General features: G+C 40.8%; 18 protein-coding genes and 1 pseudogene. 3 read left to right on the forward strand and 16 right to left on the reverse strand.

The genetic code is table 11. The features are described 5' to 3' along the window. The 5 genes and pseudogenes from J0A69_RS18775 to J0A69_RS18795 form a co-directional block, all read right to left on the reverse strand. Positions 1-244: pseudogene (locus tag J0A69_RS18775) on the reverse strand (hypothetical protein); the annotation flags it as partial. Positions 245-420: 176 nt separating this feature from the next. After that, positions 421-1,062, reverse strand: coding sequence for a DUF6266 family protein (locus J0A69_RS18780; protein ID WP_206588166.1), 642 nt, complete (start codon positions 1,060-1,062; stop codon positions 421-423). 586 nt (positions 1,063-1,648) lie between these two features. Further along, the gene (locus tag J0A69_RS18785) at positions 1,649-1,843 is read right to left on the reverse strand and encodes a hypothetical protein (protein ID WP_206588167.1); all 195 of its coding nucleotides are present in this window, start codon (positions 1,841-1,843) and stop codon (positions 1,649-1,651) included. A 17-nt stretch (positions 1,844-1,860) separates the two neighbouring features. After that, positions 1,861-2,787: a terpene synthase family protein gene (locus J0A69_RS18790; RefSeq protein WP_206588168.1), complete on the reverse strand. Its 927-nt coding sequence runs from the start codon at positions 2,785-2,787 to the stop codon at positions 1,861-1,863. Beyond that, a complete protein-coding gene (locus J0A69_RS18795; protein ID WP_206588169.1) occupies positions 2,784-3,371 on the reverse strand; it encodes a cyclic nucleotide-binding domain-containing protein in 588 nt (195 codons plus the stop codon). The genes J0A69_RS18790 and J0A69_RS18795 overlap by 4 nt, the downstream gene beginning before the upstream one ends. 264 nt (positions 3,372-3,635) lie before the next feature. On the opposite strand from J0A69_RS18795, the gene J0A69_RS18800 reads away from it, so the two are divergent. Then, on the forward strand, positions 3,636-4,124 hold the full coding sequence (locus tag J0A69_RS18800) for a MauE/DoxX family redox-associated membrane protein (RefSeq protein WP_206588170.1): 489 nt from the start codon (positions 3,636-3,638) through the stop codon (positions 4,122-4,124). Between the two features lie 2,116 nt (positions 4,125-6,240). Next, positions 6,241-6,513, forward strand: a complete 273-nt coding sequence (locus J0A69_RS18805; RefSeq protein ID WP_206588171.1) for a DUF6520 family protein — start codon at positions 6,241-6,243, stop codon at positions 6,511-6,513. Positions 6,514-6,570: 57 nt separating this feature from the next. Here J0A69_RS18805 and J0A69_RS18810 read toward each other — a convergent pair whose 3' ends face one another. The 5 genes from J0A69_RS18810 to J0A69_RS18830 form a co-directional block, all read right to left on the reverse strand. Beyond that, the gene (locus J0A69_RS18810; RefSeq protein WP_206588172.1) at positions 6,571-7,923 is read right to left on the reverse strand and encodes a RagB/SusD family nutrient uptake outer membrane protein; all 1,353 of its coding nucleotides are present in this window, start codon (positions 7,921-7,923) and stop codon (positions 6,571-6,573) included. Positions 7,924-8,059: 136 nt separating this feature from the next. Continuing rightward, the gene (locus J0A69_RS18815) at positions 8,060-11,287 is read right to left on the reverse strand and encodes a SusC/RagA family TonB-linked outer membrane protein (RefSeq protein WP_206588173.1); all 3,228 of its coding nucleotides are present in this window, start codon (positions 11,285-11,287) and stop codon (positions 8,060-8,062) included. After that, complete coding sequence (locus J0A69_RS18820) at positions 11,284-12,948, reverse strand: TlpA family protein disulfide reductase (RefSeq protein ID WP_206588174.1); 1,665 nt, start codon at positions 12,946-12,948, stop codon at positions 11,284-11,286. Before J0A69_RS18820 ends, J0A69_RS18815 begins: the two co-directional genes overlap by 4 nt. Before the next feature lie 402 nt (positions 12,949-13,350). Further along, complete coding sequence (locus tag J0A69_RS18825) at positions 13,351-13,512, reverse strand: hypothetical protein (protein WP_206588175.1); 162 nt, start codon at positions 13,510-13,512, stop codon at positions 13,351-13,353. A gap of 3 nt (positions 13,513-13,515) precedes the next feature. After that, entirely contained in the window at positions 13,516-13,740 is a 225-nt protein-coding gene (locus tag J0A69_RS18830) for a hypothetical protein (RefSeq protein WP_206588176.1), read from the reverse strand. A 113-nt stretch (positions 13,741-13,853) separates the two neighbouring features. On the opposite strand from J0A69_RS18830, the gene J0A69_RS18835 reads away from it, so the two are divergent. Beyond that, positions 13,854-14,060, forward strand: a complete 207-nt coding sequence (locus J0A69_RS18835) for a helix-turn-helix domain-containing protein (RefSeq protein WP_206588177.1) — start codon at positions 13,854-13,856, stop codon at positions 14,058-14,060. 52 nt (positions 14,061-14,112) lie between these two features. On the opposite strand, the gene J0A69_RS18840 is transcribed toward J0A69_RS18835, so the two are convergent. The 6 genes from J0A69_RS18840 to J0A69_RS18865 all read right to left on the reverse strand — a co-directional run bounded on the left by J0A69_RS18840 (position 14,113) and on the right by J0A69_RS18865 (position 22,380). Next, complete coding sequence (locus J0A69_RS18840; protein ID WP_206588178.1) at positions 14,113-15,099, reverse strand: polysaccharide deacetylase family protein; 987 nt, start codon at positions 15,097-15,099, stop codon at positions 14,113-14,115. A 658-nt stretch (positions 15,100-15,757) separates the two neighbouring features. Further along, on the reverse strand, positions 15,758-16,870 hold the full coding sequence (locus J0A69_RS18845) for a hypothetical protein (protein WP_236033010.1): 1,113 nt from the start codon (positions 16,868-16,870) through the stop codon (positions 15,758-15,760). 331 nt (positions 16,871-17,201) lie between these two features. Continuing rightward, on the reverse strand, positions 17,202-18,416 hold the full coding sequence (locus J0A69_RS18850; protein WP_206588180.1) for a glycosyltransferase: 1,215 nt from the start codon (positions 18,414-18,416) through the stop codon (positions 17,202-17,204). Between the two features lie 37 nt (positions 18,417-18,453). After that, complete coding sequence (locus J0A69_RS18855) at positions 18,454-19,530, reverse strand: glycosyltransferase family 4 protein (RefSeq protein WP_206588181.1); 1,077 nt, start codon at positions 19,528-19,530, stop codon at positions 18,454-18,456. Then, positions 19,527-21,161, reverse strand: coding sequence for a glucosamine inositolphosphorylceramide transferase family protein (locus J0A69_RS18860; protein WP_206588182.1), 1,635 nt, complete (start codon positions 21,159-21,161; stop codon positions 19,527-19,529). Before J0A69_RS18860 ends, J0A69_RS18855 begins: the two co-directional genes overlap by 4 nt. After that, positions 21,151-22,380: a glycosyltransferase gene (locus J0A69_RS18865; protein WP_206588183.1), complete on the reverse strand. Its 1,230-nt coding sequence runs from the start codon at positions 22,378-22,380 to the stop codon at positions 21,151-21,153. The genes J0A69_RS18860 and J0A69_RS18865 overlap by 11 nt, the downstream gene beginning before the upstream one ends. Positions 22,381-22,393 lie beyond the last annotated feature (13 nt).

A 22,393-nucleotide genomic window follows, 5' to 3' on the forward strand; every position in this document is an offset into this window, starting at 1 on the left:
TCAGTCGCTTGTCTCCGATCTGGGAGATCACCGGTCTCAAGGCATCTCTCAGCAGTTTGGAGGCATTGGCATTGTCGGTGAATTCTCGGATGTTTTCCCGGGTTCTTGCAAAGCGGGGATCATTCATAATCCTGGATTTCTCCACTCCTCCTTTTTCACGGGCCAAATAACCATCCTTGGTCTTGTAGAAAGACAATCTTCCTACAGGTCCTTTCAGTGTAATAATTCCTGTTTGTTTTGCCATATGTATATGGGTTTTAGGTTAAACATGCAGGAAAATTCAATCTTATTGAACTGGCTATCAATTGAATGTGCGGATATTGCGGATCTTTTGGATGAAGTGGTGTTGATGTGTGATTTTCGCTTTTACGATGTTTTATGATTGCTCTTCGGATGCTACGTTTTTATCATTTATTCAAATTATACCATTCCAAGGCAGCTTGAGTTTGAAAAGCTTAATGCTCCCTTTTTCTCTTGATAAAAGGACAGGTAAATCCATACTTCCTCACCGGTTTCCATTTGCCAAGGGATTTTAACTACTTCTAAACCTGATTTTCTAAAGGTGCCTTTGCGGAAAGCTGCTACTCGTTGCTGAACTGAATCATAAATCAGAACATAAGCGATATCACCTTCTCGGGCAGAACCCTCCCATGCATTAGGTTGCCAGCTAATTCTAAACTCATCTTCTGAGAGTCTTGCTGCAAAGGGATTTTCAGGACCGGGAAGAGTGCCCATAGAGACCATCAGTTTTTCTGGGAGCACTTTAGGAAATTCACCATGTACAATCCCATTTCTCAAAAGCCAACTTAAGCCCTGATGGAATCCTTTTTTACCTCCTTTTTCAAAAGCAGACATTGTAAAATTCAACTCTTCTTTGAATGGCTTTAAAAAGGATGTTGCAATTTTGAAAACCTGCTGATGGTACTTTTGTAGGGGGGATAGTTCTCTTTTTTCAGGATCTGGCTTTTTTCTGACAAGAGTTTGACCATCTCTTTCGTAAAAAATGAGGTTTCCGAGTTTGCCTTTAATTTTCCCTAATACTGATGATTCTAACTTCCCCATGTTTTTGATTATTAGAGTTTTACCAAATTTCTTTTATATAAGCAGAGAGCTTATTTTGTTTCTTAACAATGTAATTTTCTCCTTAAACAAAAAGAGGTTAAGAGTATCAAACCCAAGTAGGTTTTTGAAAGATGGCTTGGAGGTCTTAATTATATATTTCCTACCAACTTTTGATGGCCAAAAGTTGCAAAAGCCTTCGTCGTGGCAAAGCTTCAACCGCACAGACCCAACAGCCTGCCCCGCGGCCACGACAGCCCAACGCACAGACAAATTGACAATTCTTGAATCAGCAGCATTAAAAGGTCATTTCTAATTTGTTTTTCGAAGTGAAGTTTCTGACAGATTATTAAGCCAAGTTTCCAAAGCAGGGTAATTCCAAATTTTAAAATTCAATTCTCTTATTCTGTTCTTTCAATTGTTTTTTAACTAATCTATTTACCTCGTCATTGACATTGTTCTGATTCGAATCCTCTCCTAGTTTACTTCGAGTTCAACTCGTAGAAAAGTCGTAAGTGAGTCGTAGGAGAGTCGTAGCAAAGCGGTATAAGAAAAAGAAAAAACGGTCCATTTATTACCTCATTTTTTCTTAGTGTATAAAACTTTCTATGGTGTCTTTGGGGATACCTGAGAACTCTGCAAACTCGTCGACTGTGACAAATTGATGGGGCTTTTTACGAAAGATGATCCTGATCTTGCTGAGGATTACCTGTCCGTATCGCTCACTTCTGCCGGTGATATTCTGGATATCCTTGGGATAAATGACACAGCGTTTCTTGATCATGAAAGCTCCTTTTTCATTCAGTATTTTTCCATCCCGTTTATGATTCCGGAATACCGGACCGTGTCTTCCTCAGACCAAAACATGCATCCTCCCAGTAAGAGTAGGAGTTCATCTATCCAGCTTTTCGGTAAGTTTCCTGCTTGTTTTTCACACAGTTCCATCAACTGGAACAACTGCTCAAAAAGTCCCTGAACCTGCTTCTCTGCATATTCCTTTACAGCAGTTTCGGTACAACCTGTCTGATGTTGAAGCAAAAGCAATTCATTGTGAAAATCCCCTGCGCTCTTTTCCTTATCTGCAGATTTAATATCATTGGACAAACATATTATTCGGGCTGCTTTTCTTTCCAGCCAATTGACTGGGCAGGATTGATCAGGCCAATCCACCTTCAATAAATGAAGGGCCAGAAATACTCCCGAACTGAAAAGTCTCCTTTCTTGGTATTCGGAAAGCATGGGGAGTTCATTCTTACTTTTATTTTCTATCTCCCAGATCTGTGCGTCCAAGTAATCCTCCCATATCTCTATGAAGTCATTCATCCATACATCATTCCCTAAACATGATATCTGCCTAACAAGTAGGTTCAAATGATCAAAAAGGGAATCGATACTTGCTGGAAAATCTGTCACTGATTCTGATGCCTGAACCGGAGTTTCAAGGGTTTTCAACCTTTCAATTTTAAGGAGATAGTCCATTGCAAATTTGCCATCAAGCAAATCATCTAAGAGAAAAAGACAGTCAAAAAAGCGCATCACTGTTTCCAATCTTCCTGCTTCCATTTCAGGAAAAAGATAGGCAGCAAACCAACTGAATTTCTGTTGCTCAATCTGAAACAGCAGCCTCTGGTCAATCAGCAGTTTGCTACTGATCAACCAATCCAGAGTTTTCCTTTCCAAAGGAAATACCTGTAATGAAACTGCTATGGGAATAGGATAGCTTTTCATAGCTCGCCTTCTTTGAATTTCTTCTGAACTGAGCGGACAGTTCGGGCTGTACAGTTAAAATAGGAGGCAATCCTGCTTTGGGACAACAATGCTTCTATACCGGGAAATTCCTGAAGAAACTTTTTATATCCTTTATGGATACCCATGTTCTTGATGGAAGATCTTTTGACCAACCTATCCTGAAGGCGGTGGTTGATTGCCAGACCCAAGTCGACAAACTCAGGAAAGGTTTTGACAAGATCATGTTCTGATTTTTTACTTACTTCAAAATAAGTCACATCACTCAAGCAGCTCAGGTAAGACTTGGTCTTTTTGTTTCTCCAATAGGATTTGAAATCAAAGGCTACATCCGTTACTTTGAAAATCTCCTTTAGCACCTCTCCTTCCTCTTTCTGGACAAATAGTCCCAGGTAGCCATCACATACATACCTGCTACAGGTTTCAACAGAGTGGGCTTCCTTGAGAACCATTCCTTTTTTGCCCCTTCGGAGATACATGTAGAGCTTTAGCTTTTCATAATCAAGGTTGAGTCCGGGGACTAAATTGTCATAGTCCTCCCTCATTTTCATTAAGTTGTTATTCATAATTCACAGCGTTAAAAAATCTATTGAGTTGAATGGAAAGAGGGCCTTGCTACCCACTTACCCTAAAACTATACTGTTAATTTAAAAACAACTAATTCATAAATACAATAGTTAATTTTTAGTCATATATATTTTTCCTTATAAAAAGCGGAAATATTTCCTATAAAATCCTATTTATTTTATGATGGAGGAAATTTTACCTATAAGCTTTTGACAATTATCAAATAAGTTTGATGAGGTTTTCAAATCAAGAATATGGATAGAATGGCTTCAACGACCTCTCCCCAGCCCTCTCCTGAAAGAGAGGGAGTACAAGGCGTTTTTCAAAAAATTGGCTTGAAATTCTTTTTAGCGGCAGAAATAGTAAGCCCAATTTTTCTGATTCTCCTCTGGACCTATACAGGATTAGATAAACTGATCCGCTTTGAGGAAAGCCGAAAGGCTTTTCACAATCAGACTTTTCCTGAGGACTTGGCAGAGGTACTAGCCTATTCAATACCAATGGTGGAGTTGCTACTTGCCCTGCTCCTGCTTTTTTCTGTTACCCGTTGGTGGGGGTATCTGGGAAGTGTCTTATTGCTTTCGGTCTTTACCGCTTATGTGGGTTTGATTTGGGTGGGAGCTTTTCCTCGCGTTCCATGTAATTGTGCTGGGATTTTGGAAAGTCTGGGGTGGGCGGAGCACTTTGTTTTGAACCTGGGATTTATTTGGGTGGCAGTTTGGGGACTTTATAATTTAAAATGTAAGAATTAGAAATTTAAAATGGATTGGAGAATGATAATGAGAAATGAAGAATTAAAAATGAAGAATGAGGAGTGAAAGTCAGAAGGATAAAGTGAGAAAGCTGAAAAGACGGAAGACAGTGATCAGTCTCAGTGGGCAGTTAATTCAGAAGGATAAAGCCTGCCTACCGGAGGTAGGTTAGAAAGCTGAATTAAGAATGAGGAATGCTAAATGAGGAATGTTGAATGGTCCATGTGGCGATTTTTGATCAGACCCCGGAGGGGTCTAATATCAATAGCCCAGGGTTTCAACCCTGGGTAAAAAAGGAATACCTATGTATCAGCGCTGGGCCGGGATCGTCTTTCGGAGAGGATGGCGTGACGCCAGCAAGAGGAACACAAAAACGGATTGGAAATCCTATGATAAAGGTTCTGGATTACAAATCCAGAACAGCGAGGATATTTGATTTATGATCTTGGATACCAAATAAAGGATTGTAATCATGTACGCGAGTGGAGACACTCGCTATGGCTAAATAATCTAAAAAGATCCACCTGCGACACGAATCGCATTGAGAGAATGGTCTGTGAAGACCCGCCTGCGGACGGGCAGGCACAGACCAAGGATTGTAATCATTAACGCGAGTGGAGACACTCGCTTGGGCTAAATGTGTGGTTATTGAATCAAAAAACCTTCGGGGTTTTGGAAACCCCAAAGGTTTTGGTAAGCGGCGTTAAGTAAATCTGGTATTAAGCAACTTTACTATAAGTTAACTAATTAGCTCCAATGATTTACTCTTTTAGGTGATTATTATCAAATAAAAAAGGGCGGCCCTGTGAAACCGCCCCACAGCCCAAAAATGCAAGGATTGGACTGCAAAAAATGTAAAGGCAGCCAATGGCTGCGAGATATTCAATCCCCCTAACCCCCTTTATAAAGGGGGAGTTGTTTAGGGTTCAAAATTGAATAATAGAATAAAACCTAATTGGTCTGTGAGACCCGCCTTCGGACGGGCAGGCACAGACCATGGTTGAAAACAAATAAACGAGATCGCCACGCTTTGCAAAAGCAAGCTCGCGATGACGGTAAAAAGAGGCTCATTCCTCTCGAAAGCTTGACAGTAGGCAGTCTCAGATAGCAGTAGACAATGATAAAGCCTAAAAGCTTAATTAAGAATACTGAATGAGGAATGTTGAATGGTTCATGTGGCGAATTTTGATCCGACCCCAACGGGGTCAAATATTAATAGCCCAGGGTTTTAGCCCTGGGTATGAAGTAATGGTATTTCACCAGCGCTGGCTCGAGCACAGCAATTGGAAACGAAAAGGTTTTGCCAGCAAGATGAAAACAGATCGCATTGAGAGAATGGTCTGTGAAGGCACAGACCATGTTTGGGAAGACGCGAGTGGAGACACTCGCTTGGGCTAAATGTGTGGTTATTGAATCAAAAAACCTTCGGGGTTTTGGAAACCCCAAAGGTTTTGGCAAGCGGCGTTAAGTAAACCTGGTATTAAGCAACTTTACTATAAGTTAACTAATTAGCTCCAATGATTTACTCTTTTAGGTGATTATTATCAAATAAAAAAGGGCGGCCCTGTGAAACCGCCCCACAGCCCAAAATTGCAAGGATCGGACTGCAAAAAATGTCAAGGCAGCCAATGGCTGCGAGATATGCCAGCTCTTAGCTGGCGAAATATAGCCTCCTGCGGAGGCTGAAATATTAATCTTTTAAATGGTCTGTGGGACCCGCATTCTGGCGGGCGGGCACAGACCATGGATTAGGAGGCTTCGACTCCGCTCAGCCTGACAGGTTAGCAATTGTAAATGAACTCAAAATGGTCTGTGGAGACATAGACCATGGACGAATGACCCGCCTGCGGACGGGCAGGCACAGACCATGGTTGAAAACAAATAAACAAGATCGCCACGCTTTGCAAAAGCAAGCTCGCCTTCCTACCGGAAGGCAGGCGATGACAGTAAAAAGAGGCTCATTCCTCTCGAAAGCTTGAGTTGAGAGGCAAGCTTGCAACTGATGAACCTCCCAAAGGGAGATGCCGAAAACCCTTTTTTAGAGTAGGCAAACAACCTGAAACGGTTTTCCTGTTTTTGATCGGTTAAAAAACGGGACATAACGATGAATAAATTAATGAAATACCTTCCAGCCTTTGCCTTGGTATTGGCTTCAGGACTGGCTGTGGCAGTGAATCTGCCTGAAGGCCCAATTGAAAATCCTCCTTCCAAAATCTGGACACCAGATGTCGATGAGGATTCAGGTTACCGTGAGATCACCTCAGAAGTCCTAGGCACCAATTTTCAATGCAACAGCGGTGGTCCGGAATGTCGGGTTCAGTTTCATAATGATGACCCGATGACAGGTACTAAGTCTGTTTTGACGGCAGGGACTTATAATGCGCTGTAAGTATCCGATAGTCTGAATTTGAAATCCCGAGGGTTTTTGGCCTTCGGGATTCTTTCTTTATCGCTCATTCTGACGGATTCCGGTCAATTGGATTTCCTCCTGTGGAATCGGGAAAACATACTTTGGAGATTCAGGCTCAAGCTTTACCAAATTTCCATCTATTGTTCTTTCCAAGGTTTTCGAAAATCCGGTTTCCTGATTCAATCTCCTCAGATCTGAAAACCGAATTCCACGACCTACCAGCTCTTTCTGCCGCTCCTCCAATATTCTTCGAAGCAGATCATCCCCTCTCCCTTGAAGCTCTGGACTTTTTCCCTCTTCATACCTTCTGGAGAGGAAAGACCCCATTATTTCCAAGGACTCCTCTTCCCTGCCCGTCCTAATCAATCCTTCTGCAGCCATTAATTCGAGTTCGCCTACACTCAAACCTCCAAAGAGTGAGAAATTTCCAGTAAGCCTGCCTCTATATAAATACCTGTTTATCCCCACTGAATCAAAATATGCCGGAAACCGAAGGTCCTTTTCTTCATATTTTTCCATCAAAAGGGTGTCTAAAAACACTTCAGGAGAAGAGCTTAGCCTTACCGAAACCAATTCTGAATAAAAGACAGTCTCATCCCCAAAGATCACAAAGGGACGGCTCTGACTTACATCCAGCTCATTAAAGTCAAATCGGCCTGTATAAATCGATAGTGCTTCCATGGCCGATTCGGACACTTTTTCGAACTCAAACATGACTAAATAAACTCTTGCCAAGGCACCCAAAGCAGCAGCTTTTGTTGGACGGGTTTTGGGAACTTGGTTTTCCGGAAGAAGACTGACAGCCCTATTTAGATCATCCAAAACCTGTTGGTATGAGCTTTCCAAATCACTGCGAACAGCCTTTTCATTGATATCGGGACTGTTCTTTAATACTATCCCCAACAAAGCATCATTTCCACCTTCTTTTTGGTAGGCCGGTGCAAACTCCTGCAATAACTGAAAATATGCATAGCCTCTGTGGAACAAGGCCTCTCCCCTAAGCTGGTCCAACTCGGGTTGATCTGAGGAAGGTAAATTCTCCAGAGATTCCAAGGCAATATTGGCATAAAACACCTGCTGGTAAGGCACAAACCAATCGTCGATCCTATCTCCCTGGAAGGGATCATCCAGCCATTTATAAGTCCCAACTTCTGAATTACTCATGCCTGCCAAGCCTGCCTCTGTAATGAAAAACTCATCACCTGCATGGATATTCAAAACTGGCTGTCGGTTAAATACATTGGTATTATCCAATAAAGCCCTGACATCTGCTATAGAACTGGGAACGACCAGACTGTTGTCTGGCTTGGGATCCAGGAATTCCCCACATCCGCTGAGCATAATCATAAAGACCATGCCCCATGTATTTATTAAATTTCCTTTTTTCATAGAATGAATAATTGATAAAGGGGCTGTGGAATCCGAAAATCCCACAGCAGAGGAGAGATTTGGCAGGGAGGTAATATGCTCCCGATAGAAACCAGTATGAAGAAAGCTTCCTCTTTTCCCTTTGGTAAAACATTGGTTAAAAATCCAGGCTCAGGCCTACAGCCACACTTTTCCTGGGTCGGTTCCATCCATAGTCGGGATCCCAAGTGGAATCCGTCTTTTTCCAGAGTATTCCCAGATTATTGGCATAGAGGAAGAACTCTGCCTTTCGGAAGCTTTTCAAAAAGCCTTCCCCAGCAAGTTTTGGGCTGTATCCCAAGCGGATATCCTGCAATCGGATATGATCACCTTTTTCCACCAGCACTTCTGCCATAGAATAGAATCGGTCTCGAAAGGTATTTCTGGAAGCAGGCATAGAAGGGATTTGAGTTATCAATTCATCTCCTGGCTCCTGCCAACGATCTGCAAAATCGGAATGTCCCCCTCGAGCCATGAAAATGGTATTGTACTGGATAGATGATCTTTTGAAATAATAGCCGAACCTGTAGGATATATTTGCTGATATACTGAAAGGCCCATAGGAGAAGGTATTCCTGATTGAACCAAAAGTGGTGGGTCTGGCAGGACCATTGTAAAGAATATTTTCCATGGTTGCCCCATTGACGATAGTCCTGTAATCCTCAGAAAGCTCTCCATCCACATATCCTATCGGAGCTCCTGTTTCCGGATTCAGCCCAGCCCAAGGTAAACTGTATACCCCAAACAAAGGCCTCCCCTTCACTGGGAAATAAGTTCCTCCCAATCCTGCATCAGCATAATTCAATAGATTACTGACCACAGGTTCTATTTCATAAGAAGTCACTTCTTCCTTCAGCCCTGAAAGCAGCAGCACCGTGTTCCATTGGAAGGCTCCCCTCAGGTTCTTGCTTTCCAACATCAGATCATATCCTTTGGTACGCGTACTGGCATTGTTGCCAGTGAAAAACTGGATCCCAGCACTGGGAGCATAGGGAGACTGGCCGATCAGGTCCAGACCTTCCTTCCAATAGAATTCCAAAGTACCAGAGATCCTGTCTTCCTTGGTAGAAAAATCAAGTCCCAGATTCGTGATTTTGATCCGCTCCCATCTCAGGTTCCTGTTTGGGGAATTTACCACCTGCGCATATGGCAGTTGGGTCAGGTAATTGTTGGAAATAATCTGGGCCGTAGTAAATGCCGAAAGACTTCTGTCCACATTTCCATTGTATCCATAGGATCCCCGCAACTTCCAATAAGGAATAGCTTTCCATTTATAGAACCCCTCTTCACTACCTGTCCAACCCAGCCCTGCTGACCAAAGAGGAACCGCTTTTTGGTTTGTGGCAACCCCAAATAAATTGGAAGCATCCTTTCTCACACTTGCATTCAGCAAGTAGCGTTTTTTATAGATCAAAGCTGCATTAGCAAAAAGGGAATAAAAGCGGTCTTTTCCACCGGAAAGCCCATCCTGATAGGGAATCCTGGAAGTCAACCAGGAATCATTGAACTGGGGAAACAAAGTGGTATAATCTACCGGAAGCGTAGTGGACCGGTCCTTATCAAAGCCATAGTATCTAACCGAGGAACTCTCCCGATCCAAGGCTTTCAGCTCCGCTCCTGTCAATGCATCCAATCTCCAGTCTTCCTTCCAAGAATGGCTGTATTCCAAAAAGCCTCTCAGGGAATGGCTGTTGGATCTTACAAAAGACTGATCCCAGATTCCTCCCAGCGGGATGTTTCTTTGCAAATTCCCGCTTTCATCTATTTCGGTAAACAGGTTGATCAGTTCCCTTGCATAATAGCTATCCTGATGATACAGTGTTTCATTGGAGCTTGATTGCTGCCAATATTGGTAGAGTAATTTGGCATTCAGGCCTTTCAATAGCTGATAATCCAGCCCCAGATTAATCCGCCAATCATCCGAACGCATATGGCTAGGACTTTTGCCGATTTCATCCAATGGTATGTAATTCCAGTCCAAAAGGCCCTGCTGTCTTGCCTCCTCTTTGAAGGCATTGCTGAATTGGCGGTTCAGTATGGCAGGTCTTCCCGACTCATCTTTCAAGCTGGCATAAGGATACATGTCCTGAAGAGAAGTGAAATAAAGATCCTCCGGACCTGCATTTTGGTCGATGGAAAGAGTCTTGGTTCCATAAAAACCCAGTTGAATCCCCAAACGGTCTTTTAGTGCCTTGTATCCGTTTTTGATATTAAGCGTCAATCGATCAGAGGAATTGCCTACTACCGGCAACTGCTGATGATCATAACCCAGGGCCACCCGGTAATCGATCTGGTCACTTCCCCCAGAAAGCGCGAGGCTGTATTGTTGGTTGACTTGGGTACGGTAAAGGTAGCGGTTCAGGTCATTTCGGAGATCCTGTCTTTCCAAGGAAGCCAGTTGTGAATTCACTTCCTGATCTGAAAGTAATCCCTGCTTTTGTTTATTAAGGATTTCCACCACAGGAGTCACTGCAGGGCGGGATGAACTGTTCAAAGTAGAATTATAATAGCCGGTAGCAAAGAGCTGCTTTTCCACAGCTATGTAATCGGAAACGGATAGGTTTGGAGCAAGAAAAGGATCAGGATGTTGGATCCAATTGGTATTGGCCATCAGGCTGACCTGCATTTTTTCAGAAGCTTTTCCGGATTTGGTGGTGATGACGATCACCCCGTTACCTGCTCTCGCCCCCCAGATGGAAGCCGCAGCAGCATCTCTTAATACCGTGATAGATTCCACATCGTTGGGATTGATATCCTCCAGATTGCCGTCAAAGGGAAAATTATCTATGACGATCAAAGGCTGTGAAAAGCGGCCCAAAGTACTTCTACCACGGATAGAAATAGGATCCCTCCCCGTATCACCAGTCCGGTTGAAAATCAGACCGGAAGTCACGTCTTCCAATCTGTCAATCAGGTTGGTGCTGACCCTTCGATCTACCAGTTCTTCGTCAAGAGAAACAAAGGAACCCGAGGCCCTGCTGCGTGGGATTTCCTGATAACCTGTGGAAACCACTTCCACTGCATCCAGATCCAAATTGATGGAGTTCATCTCTAGGATCAGTTCTTGGGATAGAGGTAATTCCAGTTTTGTACTTAAGGTCTGGTAACCCAGAAACTGGACAATCAGCTCGTAATCACCCGGTTCAGCATTCAGGATAAATCTCCCTTCCTGATCGCTGATTACCGTCTGTCGCTTTGGGATCAGGGTGATCATTGCACCTGGGAGGGGTAAACTTGATTCACTATCCACAACCTTACCTTTAAGCGGTACTTGCTGGGCCATCACAGGAATACTTCCCAATAGAGACAAGAGGAATAAAATAATGAAATATGATGTATTTTTCATGGGGCAAGGAATTTAGGTTCAGAGATCTTTTTGAGTACGAGTACAGGTATTTGCTCCTCTCGGAGGATCAGGTCAAAGCCCTGTTTCTGAAGCGCATTTTTGAGGCTTTCGGGATCAGAAAGCCTTACTCTTAATTCCAGATCGATTGGATAATCAATCCCTGTTAGGTTGATGACAGGATAAGGGCTTTGGCTCAAAAAATAGGCGTTGAGATGGTACACAAATCCCTGAAGAGGATAGTTTGTCATTTTCAATCCCTGAGAAGTGGAATAGGATTTTTTAGAACCTGATGATTCGGGGTAATTCCTCCCTTCCTGCTGTAGCAGGGCATACACTTTTCGGGTTCGCCGCTCTACCTTGGCTTCAATATGCGGGAAGTAACGCTTCAGGTCCTCCCGCATCAATTGGTAGATGTCCAGGTTCTTGGGCGTAATGATTTCATACCCGAAGACATGGGTTCCCTCTGCCATCCAGTCATTATAATCCATCCCTGATTTATCAGACCAGAGTTCCTCAGGTTCGAAACCTTCTTGGATAATCCTGTTCCATCCGAAATAGTCTACCAGATCCTTTCCTGAAAAGGCAGTTTGGTAGTGGTAAAGCAGACTCATGTTTATGATCCGAATCTGGTTCATATCCTCAAATCTTTGGATCAGGGAGCCGGAAACCTCGGGGATATAGCCAGTCAGAGCTGATTCAAACCAGAGATTTTTATTTTTGAGCTCTGGAGTCTCTGTCAATAGTCTGGCTTCTATGGGTATTTCTATCTGCCTGTCTTCTTTGGCCCGGAAGAGATTCTCTCCCGAATCCAGAAGTTTGTCCAGCTTTTCCTGACTCAGGTCCTCAATTCCCGTAATCGCCAACACCTTACCTTCCCGATCCAGAATCACCACATGCGGGATAATAAAATGTGGGAAATATGCCGCAAGTTTTTGGGCATTGACCACGAGAGGCAATTCCATTTTTTCAATCTCAGGATAAGCTTGAAGCAGTGCCTGGATTTGTTTTTCCTGAAATACCGTGACAGGAATAATTTCAATATCCTGCTTATAGGAATCTTTTAGCATATCCAAATGGGGAAGCGAAGCAATACTTGCCGTGCAGGTAGGAGCCCAAAATTCCAGGATCACATACTTGCCCAGATAATCATCCAATCGGAGCTTATCATCATCAAAATTCAGCACTTCGGAGAACTCTATTCCAGATGGGATCTGATCACCGATAGTGAGAGTATCGGAACTGGCCTCCCCATCGGCAGGAGAGCCTAAACTCCCCTGCCCTGCGGGAATAGCGGTATCAACTAAACTAAATCCCTTTTTATTATAGTCATCAGTCTTCGGTCGACAGTCGACAGCCGATTCGTTTACGTCACTGCGAGGAGCCCCTAAGGGTGACGCGGCAGTCTGATTTAAAATTTCATTTCCAACAAGTTGGCTTTCTACTCTGACTTCAAACCCCGGACCGCCATCTATATCCAGTGCGGTAACAGAGTAGAAAGTATCGGAGCGGGTTACCCCACTCCGATGGGATCCTGCCAAAGCAGGCAATCCGGGGCAATCAACCAACTCAAACCCCGGTGGTGAACAAGCAACTTGTGCTTTTAAAGTGCTTCCGTAAAGACATAGCAATACCAGGAAGCATGAGAATAGAATTTTTTTCATGCTTTTGATTTTTTGATGCTGGAGCCGCCTAGGTCAGACAGGTGTTGGATGTCCGGTGTCCGAAGAATGGATCGTCATTGCGAGGCTAGGTACGAGCCGTGGCAATCTCGAAATAGGAAGTCTGAAAGCTTAAGTCAGAAATCTGAAAGCCTCAAATCCTCATATGACTTTTCCGAAAAGGACATTCATACGCCACGGCGCACAAGTCTCTCACCTTGCCCCAATCGAGCAACCAGCATTAATGAATAAATAAGATGTAAGTGTCAGCGCTACCAGCTATATCAGCTTGCTGACTTGAGAATTAGTAACCATACTTCTGGGAGCTGCGCAGGTCTCCTGGGGCATGTCCCACCCTCTTGCGCGAAGAATGGGAGCAAGTATGGTCTAAAAATACGGTAAGCCTCAAACAGGCTTTTTAGGCTTTAAAGGATACAGGCGGTCAACCGCGGTAATGCCGAATGCTCCTCTTTGAATTTCTTGTAACCTGATGAACTGAGCAAAAATCTTCCTCTCTCCTATTTGTAGGATATTTTTAGCTACTGAAGAAAATTGGATGCTGTTCATGACTTATTCTTTATCTGAAAAATACTCTAACAGCTGATAGATATGCTTAATATCTGCTTGCTGTACCTTCCGTTCAACATGACTTATTTGTTTATCGGATTTGCAATCTTCTAGCTTTACCAAGGCCAAGATCCTTAAAATGGATTCTCTAAACTGGCTTGCTTCATTTCTTGGAATCAGGACTGATTTTTCTAAATCCTGAGTATCTCCTTTGTTTCTATGAATCATTAATCATGTATTTCTGTAAATATATCATGTTTTTCTTGTTTTTACAAAACTAGTTATCATGTTTTTCATGATATTTTTAAAGAATTATTACATTTAAGTAAAGAAAAAAAGGAATGACACGACTTGGAGAAATTTTTAGCAGAAAATCGATTAACAAATCTGATGTTGCTAGAAAAACTGGATTAACACCACAGAGAATAGGTGTTCTTACTCTTGACGAGAAAGCTAAACTCACTGCAGCTGAATTATATTTAATTGCAAAAGCAATTGATGAGGATCCTTGCAAGCTATTGGATTATGTCTGTCAGGATTTAAAATAAAAAAGGAACCCGAGGGTTCCTTTATGATCATTAGATTAAAAGTAAGATTCTATTACATCTCTATAAGCTTTCTCTTTTCTACCAGCTCCCCTATTCCTTTCATATGTAAGGACTGCATGCCGTAGGTTTCATTTAATTTTTTGTACAAACCTAAAATCTGATCCAGTTCTTTCAGAGAGGCAATGGGATCCTTGCCGAAGTTATGAGGATGCCACCAGAGATGGTATACTTCTCCATGTTTAGCTGCAAATTCCATTTCATGGAGAATCCTACCTAGTCTCCTAGAATTCATTAAAACATTCCCTTTAATGACTGGTCTTAGAATCCTGGATGCTGGTATGATTATAGGTTCGTTTTCAAAGATCTTCACTTCTTCCAAATCGTAGCTTGTCCTTGTTCCCACTTGGAAAAAGCAATCCGCAGAACGGAAGAATTTCTTGCTTAGGTTTTCATGTTGGGTTTCCTGCCAGAACCAATTTTTTGGATTACCTCTAACATATTGATATCCTTCCTCCACACAAATTCCTAAATACAATTCATTGATGTGGTTTCTTGGAAATACCAAAGATTCTAGTTTTACCCCAAACTTATCTTTGGCGATTTTTTGGGTGGCTTGAAGATCTTGGCGGAACTGCTCGGGGCTTTGGCCACGCATCAAAGTATAATAATGTGCATAGGAATGGGAACCCAGCTCCTGTCCCGGTGTCTCCAAAATCTGTTGGATCAGTTCTGGTGCAAAATGTACTTCCGGACGGATGCCATGCTTCTTGATCCATTCATAAGCGGAGTATTTTCTATCTCTATAAGATGGTAAAAAGCTTGGAGAAAAAGCTCTCCACTCTTCTTCATTTTCGGCAAATAGCATCCCCACTGTAGCCCAGGTTACTTGGACTCCAGCCTTTGCAAATTTTTGCAGCATATCTGGAACGATATCTCGGGTATTCCGAAAGTAAGAGGGTTCGTAGCTTGTTCCTACCTTATCAAAGATTCCCCAGAGGAGTTCGAAGTCGAGGCTTATGGTTAAGGTTCCTAAGGGCATTTTGTTTTTTTTACTAAACTAAATTTAATCAATTGAAGTGAAGGTCTATTTAATTGTTGGATTGAAGTTTTGGGTTTTTAGAGAAAAAGGATTTTTATCAAGACGTTTTAAAGCGTTAGTGAAAACAAGGCTAAATCATGGATTCTTTTTCTGATACTTTTGAAACTATCTCTTACAAGTAATTGGAAGTTCTAAACAACTCCCCCTTGAATACCCAATTGTGATTGGATTTCAAATATTATTAAAGGGGGGTAAGGGGGTCTTAATCTAATTTATCCAACTTTTGAAGGCCAAAAGTTGGCAAAAGCCTTCGTCGCAGCAAAGCTTCATCCGCACAGATCCAACAGCCAGCCCCGCTGCTGCGACAACCCACCGCACAGTCCAATTGACGTCTTTTGGACTGACCCCGGCGGGGTCAAATGTCATAGCCCCGGGTATGGAGGTACGACGCAACCCGGGGATTGAATGATTTTTATTTGAACCAGCGCTAGCTCAAGAATGTATTTAGGAGACGTAAAAGTTTTGCCAGCAAGATGACCGTAAAACTAGATTACAAATCCTTCTAACGGTCTGTGGGACATAGTGCATGGTAAGAGGGATATATTATTTTTATTTAAAAATCTGAAAGGATAAATGAGGGCAAACAGCCCTTAAAACATCACTTCTCCACCAACTCAGCTTCGGCAAGGCGTCTTCTTTCTTCCTCCACAATTCTATTAAAAATCTCTCCTCGTTTTTTGATGCGATTGGTTTTTTGCCAATCCATAAAGGCGACCACCACAAAGAGCATAAAATACATAATCTGGGATTTTTGGCGGATGATGATCCCTAGATTAGACATTACAAAGGTCATAGAAATGGAAATGGAGATAAAAACCACTGCCGACATCTTCACCATTGCAGGAGCAATCTTGATATAAGTAATAAAATCCTTGCGAACGATTTTACTAAACATATAAATATACAATGCATTTTCAAAGGAAACTGCGATACCAAGTATATTTGGAGAATCTACAAAAAGTGGTCTAAACCAAAAAGTAAAAAGCTTCATTGGAAGACTATATGACCCCATATCTACTGCTGAACCTGCCGCCTGCAATCTTTGCATATTCAAAGCAGATTCTTCTTCAAAACTTCCAGCCAAGTTATTAGGATCATAGCCTAGATAAACTATTAAATCTTCATAGACATAAATACTCATACCAATTGCAAATACAACAACCATATACTTTTGATATAGTGGCACTTTTTCCCTTCCTAATACAAAGCCTACTCCCATCCCAATAAGAATAGCAAAAAGAATATGAGGTCTCACCATATAGCATAAAAAACTACCAAATGCGATGTGAGGAATTCGTTTTTGAGGCCAAGAAAGGCCATAAACTAAAAACCCAATCCCCGCAAATATCACAGCCCCTTTTCCTAATGAGGCAGTCCAAAAGTGCATATTGGGCAAAAACATAAAAATGGTAATGGCATCCCAACCCTCAAATTTGGGATTAAAGCGTAAATTCTCTTTAAAGAATAAATAAAAATAAACAAAGCCCCAAAACCCCAACCAAGTTGTCAGGAACATCATCATATCGTAATTAAAACCAAACCAACGCACAAAAGGAAAGGCCATCCATTCTATAAAATCCGTCCCAGCTGCAAATGAATCGAACCAATTTCTCCAAGCAAAGGTATGGTTATAATAATTTACAGAATCTGATCTATTCAACTGGGCATAGGTCCAATAAACTAATCCAAAGAACATATGGTACCAGTACATCTGATTCAGCAAACCCGCCTTGACCCATTTATGCTCTTTCTGGAGATTTCCCAGAATGGGTTGGCTTATGCCAAAGAGGAGGAGTATGAGGATGACGGCGCCTAACACTTCGTGAATTTAAAATTATTGGATGAGTAATTTAAAATTAAAGTAAGGAATTCAAATAGGAATTGGTGGACATTACATGTTTTGACAGAGCGTGCAGGAGAAACGGGATTATAGAAGGACTAGAACAAGAGATTGAAAGGAGTATGGGTTTCGACTTCGCTCAACCTGACATGGACTTAGCTCAACCTTAGATAGATTTATTTATGCTGCTTTTTTAAACTAGTTATTTGGCAATCACAGATTCATAAACCCCCTCCAATTCCTCTACCATTCTTTTCATACTGAATTGCTGAACCACACGTTCGCGGGCAGCGAGGGACATCTGGGAATGGAGCTCTGGATTTTGGATTAGTTGGATGCAGTAGTCTACCAAATCTTCGTATTCTTCTATTTCGGATAAGAAACCCTGAACTCCATGTTGAACCACTTCCCCTATCCCTCCTGCTCTGGTGGCAACAACAGGGACTTCACAAGACATGGCTTCCAGCATAGCAATGGGTAATCCCTCAAACTCGGAAGTACTGAGGTAAATATCCATAATTGAGAGATAAGGAATTACTTGTTTTTGAACTCCAACCCAATGGAATTTTTTGGACCTACCAGATAGAGCGATTTGCTCTAAAATTCGCTCTCTCCAATCTCCATCTCCAACAAGTAAAAAATGAGTGTCAGGACAAGTATCTAAAATCTTTAAGGCTAGCTCCACCCAAATCCATAAGCGCTTTTGAGAACGGAAAACGGCCACTTTACCGATTACTTTGGAATCAGTTGGAATGCCTAAGAATGATTTCAATTCGTCATTTTGAAGTGTGGAAAGATTAGAAGTATCCTTGTGATAGTCATTGGAAGAAGAGTCAAAATCTGACATCTGACATCTGACATCTGATATCCTTTTAAACACTTCGGTATTCACTCCATTCTGGATCATTTTGACTTTGAGGCGGGCTCCGCGCTGGTAAGGGTCGATCATGGAGTTGAGCTGCATGGACAGGGCTACTTCATTGGAAACTGCAATGGCAATATCCTGCTGCTTAAAGGTCATGCGATTACCCCAATACGAAAGCTTATTATATCGCTCCCAGGTATTATGCTCTGTGTAGACAATTGGAATATTAAGCTTATTTCCTACAAAGCGAGCTAAAATCCCAGCCCAAGGTAAGTGGGCATGGATGATATCAATTCCCAAATCTTTGGCAAATTTCCGTACTTTATTTACTTGAAAAAATAAACCCAAATTGCCCGAAGGAATCAAGTGAACTTTGATTCCTGCCGCCTCTAATTCATCCACAATATTCTTCTCCTGCTGATAGAAATACAGGCAATGAAACTCAAATCTATCTTGATGATGTACCAGAGCAGTTTCAGGAATCAACTTTTCCGCACCACCTCTGCCGAGGGATTTGATGAGGTGGAGTATTTTTATTTTTGTTTTTGACAAAGTGGGTAATTAGTAAATCAGTTTATTAGGAAATTAGTTACTTAATTATTTGAAAATAGAAGGATTCGAACTTTTTGGCAATTTGATGCAATTGGTAGTTTTTTAAAACAAATTCTTTTGCAGAAGTAGTGATTTTATCAATTGCTTTTGGGGATAAATTTATGACCTCTATGATAGCTTCTTCAAATTTCTTAGAATTTCCAGGATCAATTAGCCAACCTGTTTCACCATCTATTACTACTTCTGAAATCCCTCCAACAGCATAAGCAATTACTAGAATTTTATGGGCAAAGGCCTCCAGAATTACAGAAGGCAAACCCTCTATTATACTAGGCAAAACGAGAATTGCATTCTGTGGAATTTGTTCGAATGGATTTTCTACAACTCCTTTAAATAGAACTGTATTATTTAAACCTAAATCCATTATTGATTTTTGAATCTCTTGTTTTAAAGGTCCATCTCCAAACAACCATAGGTTGAGATCTGGAAATTTCGATTTCAGATTAGAAAAAATAGAAATCAGTTCTTGATGATTTTTCTCAAAGGTAAATCCACCAATATGCACTAACAAGGGAGTTTCTGAAGTCTTTTTCTCAAATTGCTTATTAGGAATTTCTATTCCAATTGGAATTACTTCATGAGCTTTATTAAAATGAAAAATTGAATTGAAATCTGATTTGGAACTTTGGCTTACAGACAAAATACCATCAACTTGTTTATACAGGTATTTATTAAAATTCTTAATTAATGCACTTTGGATGTACTGACTTATTTGAGAAGCATTTCTAAAAATTATTGGTGTTTTCCATCCAAATACTTTCTTGGAAAAAACGGTGAATTTTAAAGTATCAGCTGCATTTGCTTGAATAAGATCTGGCTTTTCAGTTTTAATTAATTCCGCAAATTCTCTCCAAGCTTTAAGATCCCAAAGTCTGTTTTTAATAGATCTTTTTAATTGAATTTGTTCTCCTGAAAAAGGTAATTCAAAATTTCCCTCAAAAAGAGAAATTAGAATAACCTCATGCCCTATTTCTTTTAGTTTTTCAGAAAGAAGGCAAGTAAAAAGTTCAACTCCTCTTGCTTGTGGCTTTTGAATAACCTGAAAAATTTTCATTTTCTATAGTAAGCGTCTGAAAAAACCCATTCATCCGTAAAATTAAATGTATGGGTACCCAGTTGATTTTTTGAATTATCTGGCTCTAGGACTGCCACCGTTGCTTCTTTATATTCTTCAGGGGTAAGATTTAAAATCTCCTGAATTTTCACTTTATGACCGTACCTCAAACCTGAATCCTGAGCTGGTCTAAATAATTTTCCTCCCTTTTGAAAAATCCTTCCAGCAGGCCTGGATGAATTAACATCAGACACTATTGGATTTAATGAATGGGCTATCCATTTTGGTTCTAATAAACTTGCTGAATAATAGGCATATAATTCTACAAAGGCTGAAGTACCTTTATGAGGCCTTTGATTCACAAACAACCAATACCTGTCTTCAACTTTTATTAGTGTGGGATCATAAGCTTCTCCTTCAAAAAACACTTCTACTTTTGTCCATTTAAAAGGGAATTCTAAAGCTTTGTAAATAAATAGCTTTCCTATTTCTCCCGATTCTGGGATCAAATAAAACTCATTATTTTCTACCCAAATAAAAGGGTAGGAAAGATGCCATTCTTCCTCCAATACATCTTTTGGGTCTATCATTTTCTTTCCATCCCATTCTGCGACAGAAATTTTTCCTTTATTGGAATGGTATTTAAAATCTTCAAAAAATACCCAGGTCTTTTTGTCTTTTTCTATAGGAAAAGGATCTGCCCAGAAAGATCCTTTTGAATGTAAACCTTTTGGAGGTTTAATGGAATGGAAATTAAAGACACTTAAATTTGATAAAATATTTCTCTCATTTCTAGCTACTACTATTTCCCAGTAAGGTTTTTTAAATCTCTCATTTATTTTCCTGAATATATTTCTGAAAGTAAGTTCAGAAGCCAAAATCGCCATCTTCACTAAGGCTGGAGGTGTTAAAAGTGGGACCTCTGACTTTATTGGGAATAGATTATTATGTAATTCTTTTTCCCATTTATCAATTCCACTTGTCTTTATTTGACGGATAACACGAGGGATTATAAAGCTTGAGAGCCAGAAAATTTTATTAGCATTTCTCTGTACGGAAAGTGGATCTGTTTGTGAAAAGGATTTATACAAAACTTGTCCATCATCAAGTCTTTCAGATAATCTTTGAAGAACCACTCCAGTAGTTTCCTTTTTCAACATTACTTCCCAAAACCCTGGAGGTCCTCCTTTATAAAATTGATTATCCCCATGATGGAAAGACCAGACGCCTAGTTTGGGGATCTCGAGAATTTTACCCCTGAGAATTCTAAAGCCAAAACGAAGAATAATATCAGGATTTATTGTACTGATTTTATCCAGATCCTCTTTTTGAAAATAATCTGAGTACTTCTTTTGAATTGGGGTAATTGGTATAGAAGGTATATCCCATCCTTTTATATTCCTGATATCTTTTTGTGCAAAAGCATCAGGAGTTATTAAAAAAAGTTTCCGGTCTATTGCTCTATACAAGCGGTACAGGAATGGGGATTTTTTACCGCTGGATTTAGGCTTTTGATTAATAGCAGCTAAAACTATTTCCGCATTTTTTTCTTTGAGGACTTGTTCAACAGCTTCAAGCACCCATGCAGAAACAATGAAGGAATCCAACAAAAGAATTACCCTAAGCTTCACTTCTTAAGTTTTGATAGATTTTATGCAATGTTTGTTCGTATTGGACAGCAATTTTCTCAATATCAAACCTGGTAATTGCTTCCTCCTTAGCCTTTTTTCCTAATTCCGCCATATGTACTGGATTTTCTATGGCAAAAACCATCTGATTGGCCAAATGTTCTGAATTTTGAACTTCAAAAATCAAAGCATTCTTAGTACTCACAGCCTCTAAATTCATAGAAATATTTGAGGCAATAATTGGAATTCCCGCCATCATGGCTTCTACTAGAGCACCCGAAAAACCTTCATACCAACTAGGGAACAGAAAACAGTTGAATGACGTCGGATGTCCGATGTCCGATGTCGGATGTTCTTGAAAGTTTTGATCAATCACTGATGAATTTCCACCTGAGGACAATAAGTCAATAGGATTGGGGATTTTTCCCGGAAGAAAGATCGAGTCTTTGAGGTTTAAATCCTGGATTAGCTTTTCAAACTCTGATCTAAAAGGCCCTTCCCCAAAAATAGTCAAGGAACAATTTGGGTACTTTTCGACAACTATCGAAAAAGCATTGATTGCATTTTGAAAGCCTTTGCGTTCCAGCAGTCTACCATAAGAGATAAAGTTAAACTGGCCGTCATTGCGAGGAGGAACGACCAAGCAATCTTGTTTATCATCACTACAATCAAGACTTTTAGGAAATATTAGAGGCACCTCCCTCCCCCTATATACAACTGAAATCTTTTTTGGGTCTAATCCAAGTGCCTTTACATGCGAGTCTGCCAAAGCATTAGCATTTGATATCCAGTGCTTAGGAATCCCAGCTGTCAATCGATCTAGCCAATAAACAAGTTTGTACTTTAATCCCTTTTTGTCCTTCCATGCAAATGTACCATAGCTATCATTTACTAAGGTTCCAACCAAGGGTACCCCGCTGATCTTTGAGGCAATTCTAGAGACAATATCCGCTCGCCAAAGGCTGGAAATCAGTAGATCTGGTTTTTCTCTTTGAATCAGTTTTAACAATCGGGAAACTGCCAATGGAAAATGATAGGACTCAGGAATATCTAAAAAAATAAGCCGGATTCCGGCTCTTTCATATTTTTCTCTTAATTCATGCCTAGGATAGAAGTACACAAAAAGGATTTCTACATCTTTCGAAAACCTAGAAAGAATTTCTAGATGACTTTTTTCTGCACCAGCATTTATTAAGGCATCTTGAGTAAAGATGATTTTCAAAAGAGAAAGTTTA

Origin of the sequence: Algoriphagus pacificus, assembly GCF_017254845.1 — a bacterium.
Taxonomy (GTDB): domain Bacteria; phylum Bacteroidota; class Bacteroidia; order Cytophagales; family Cyclobacteriaceae; genus Algoriphagus; species Algoriphagus pacificus.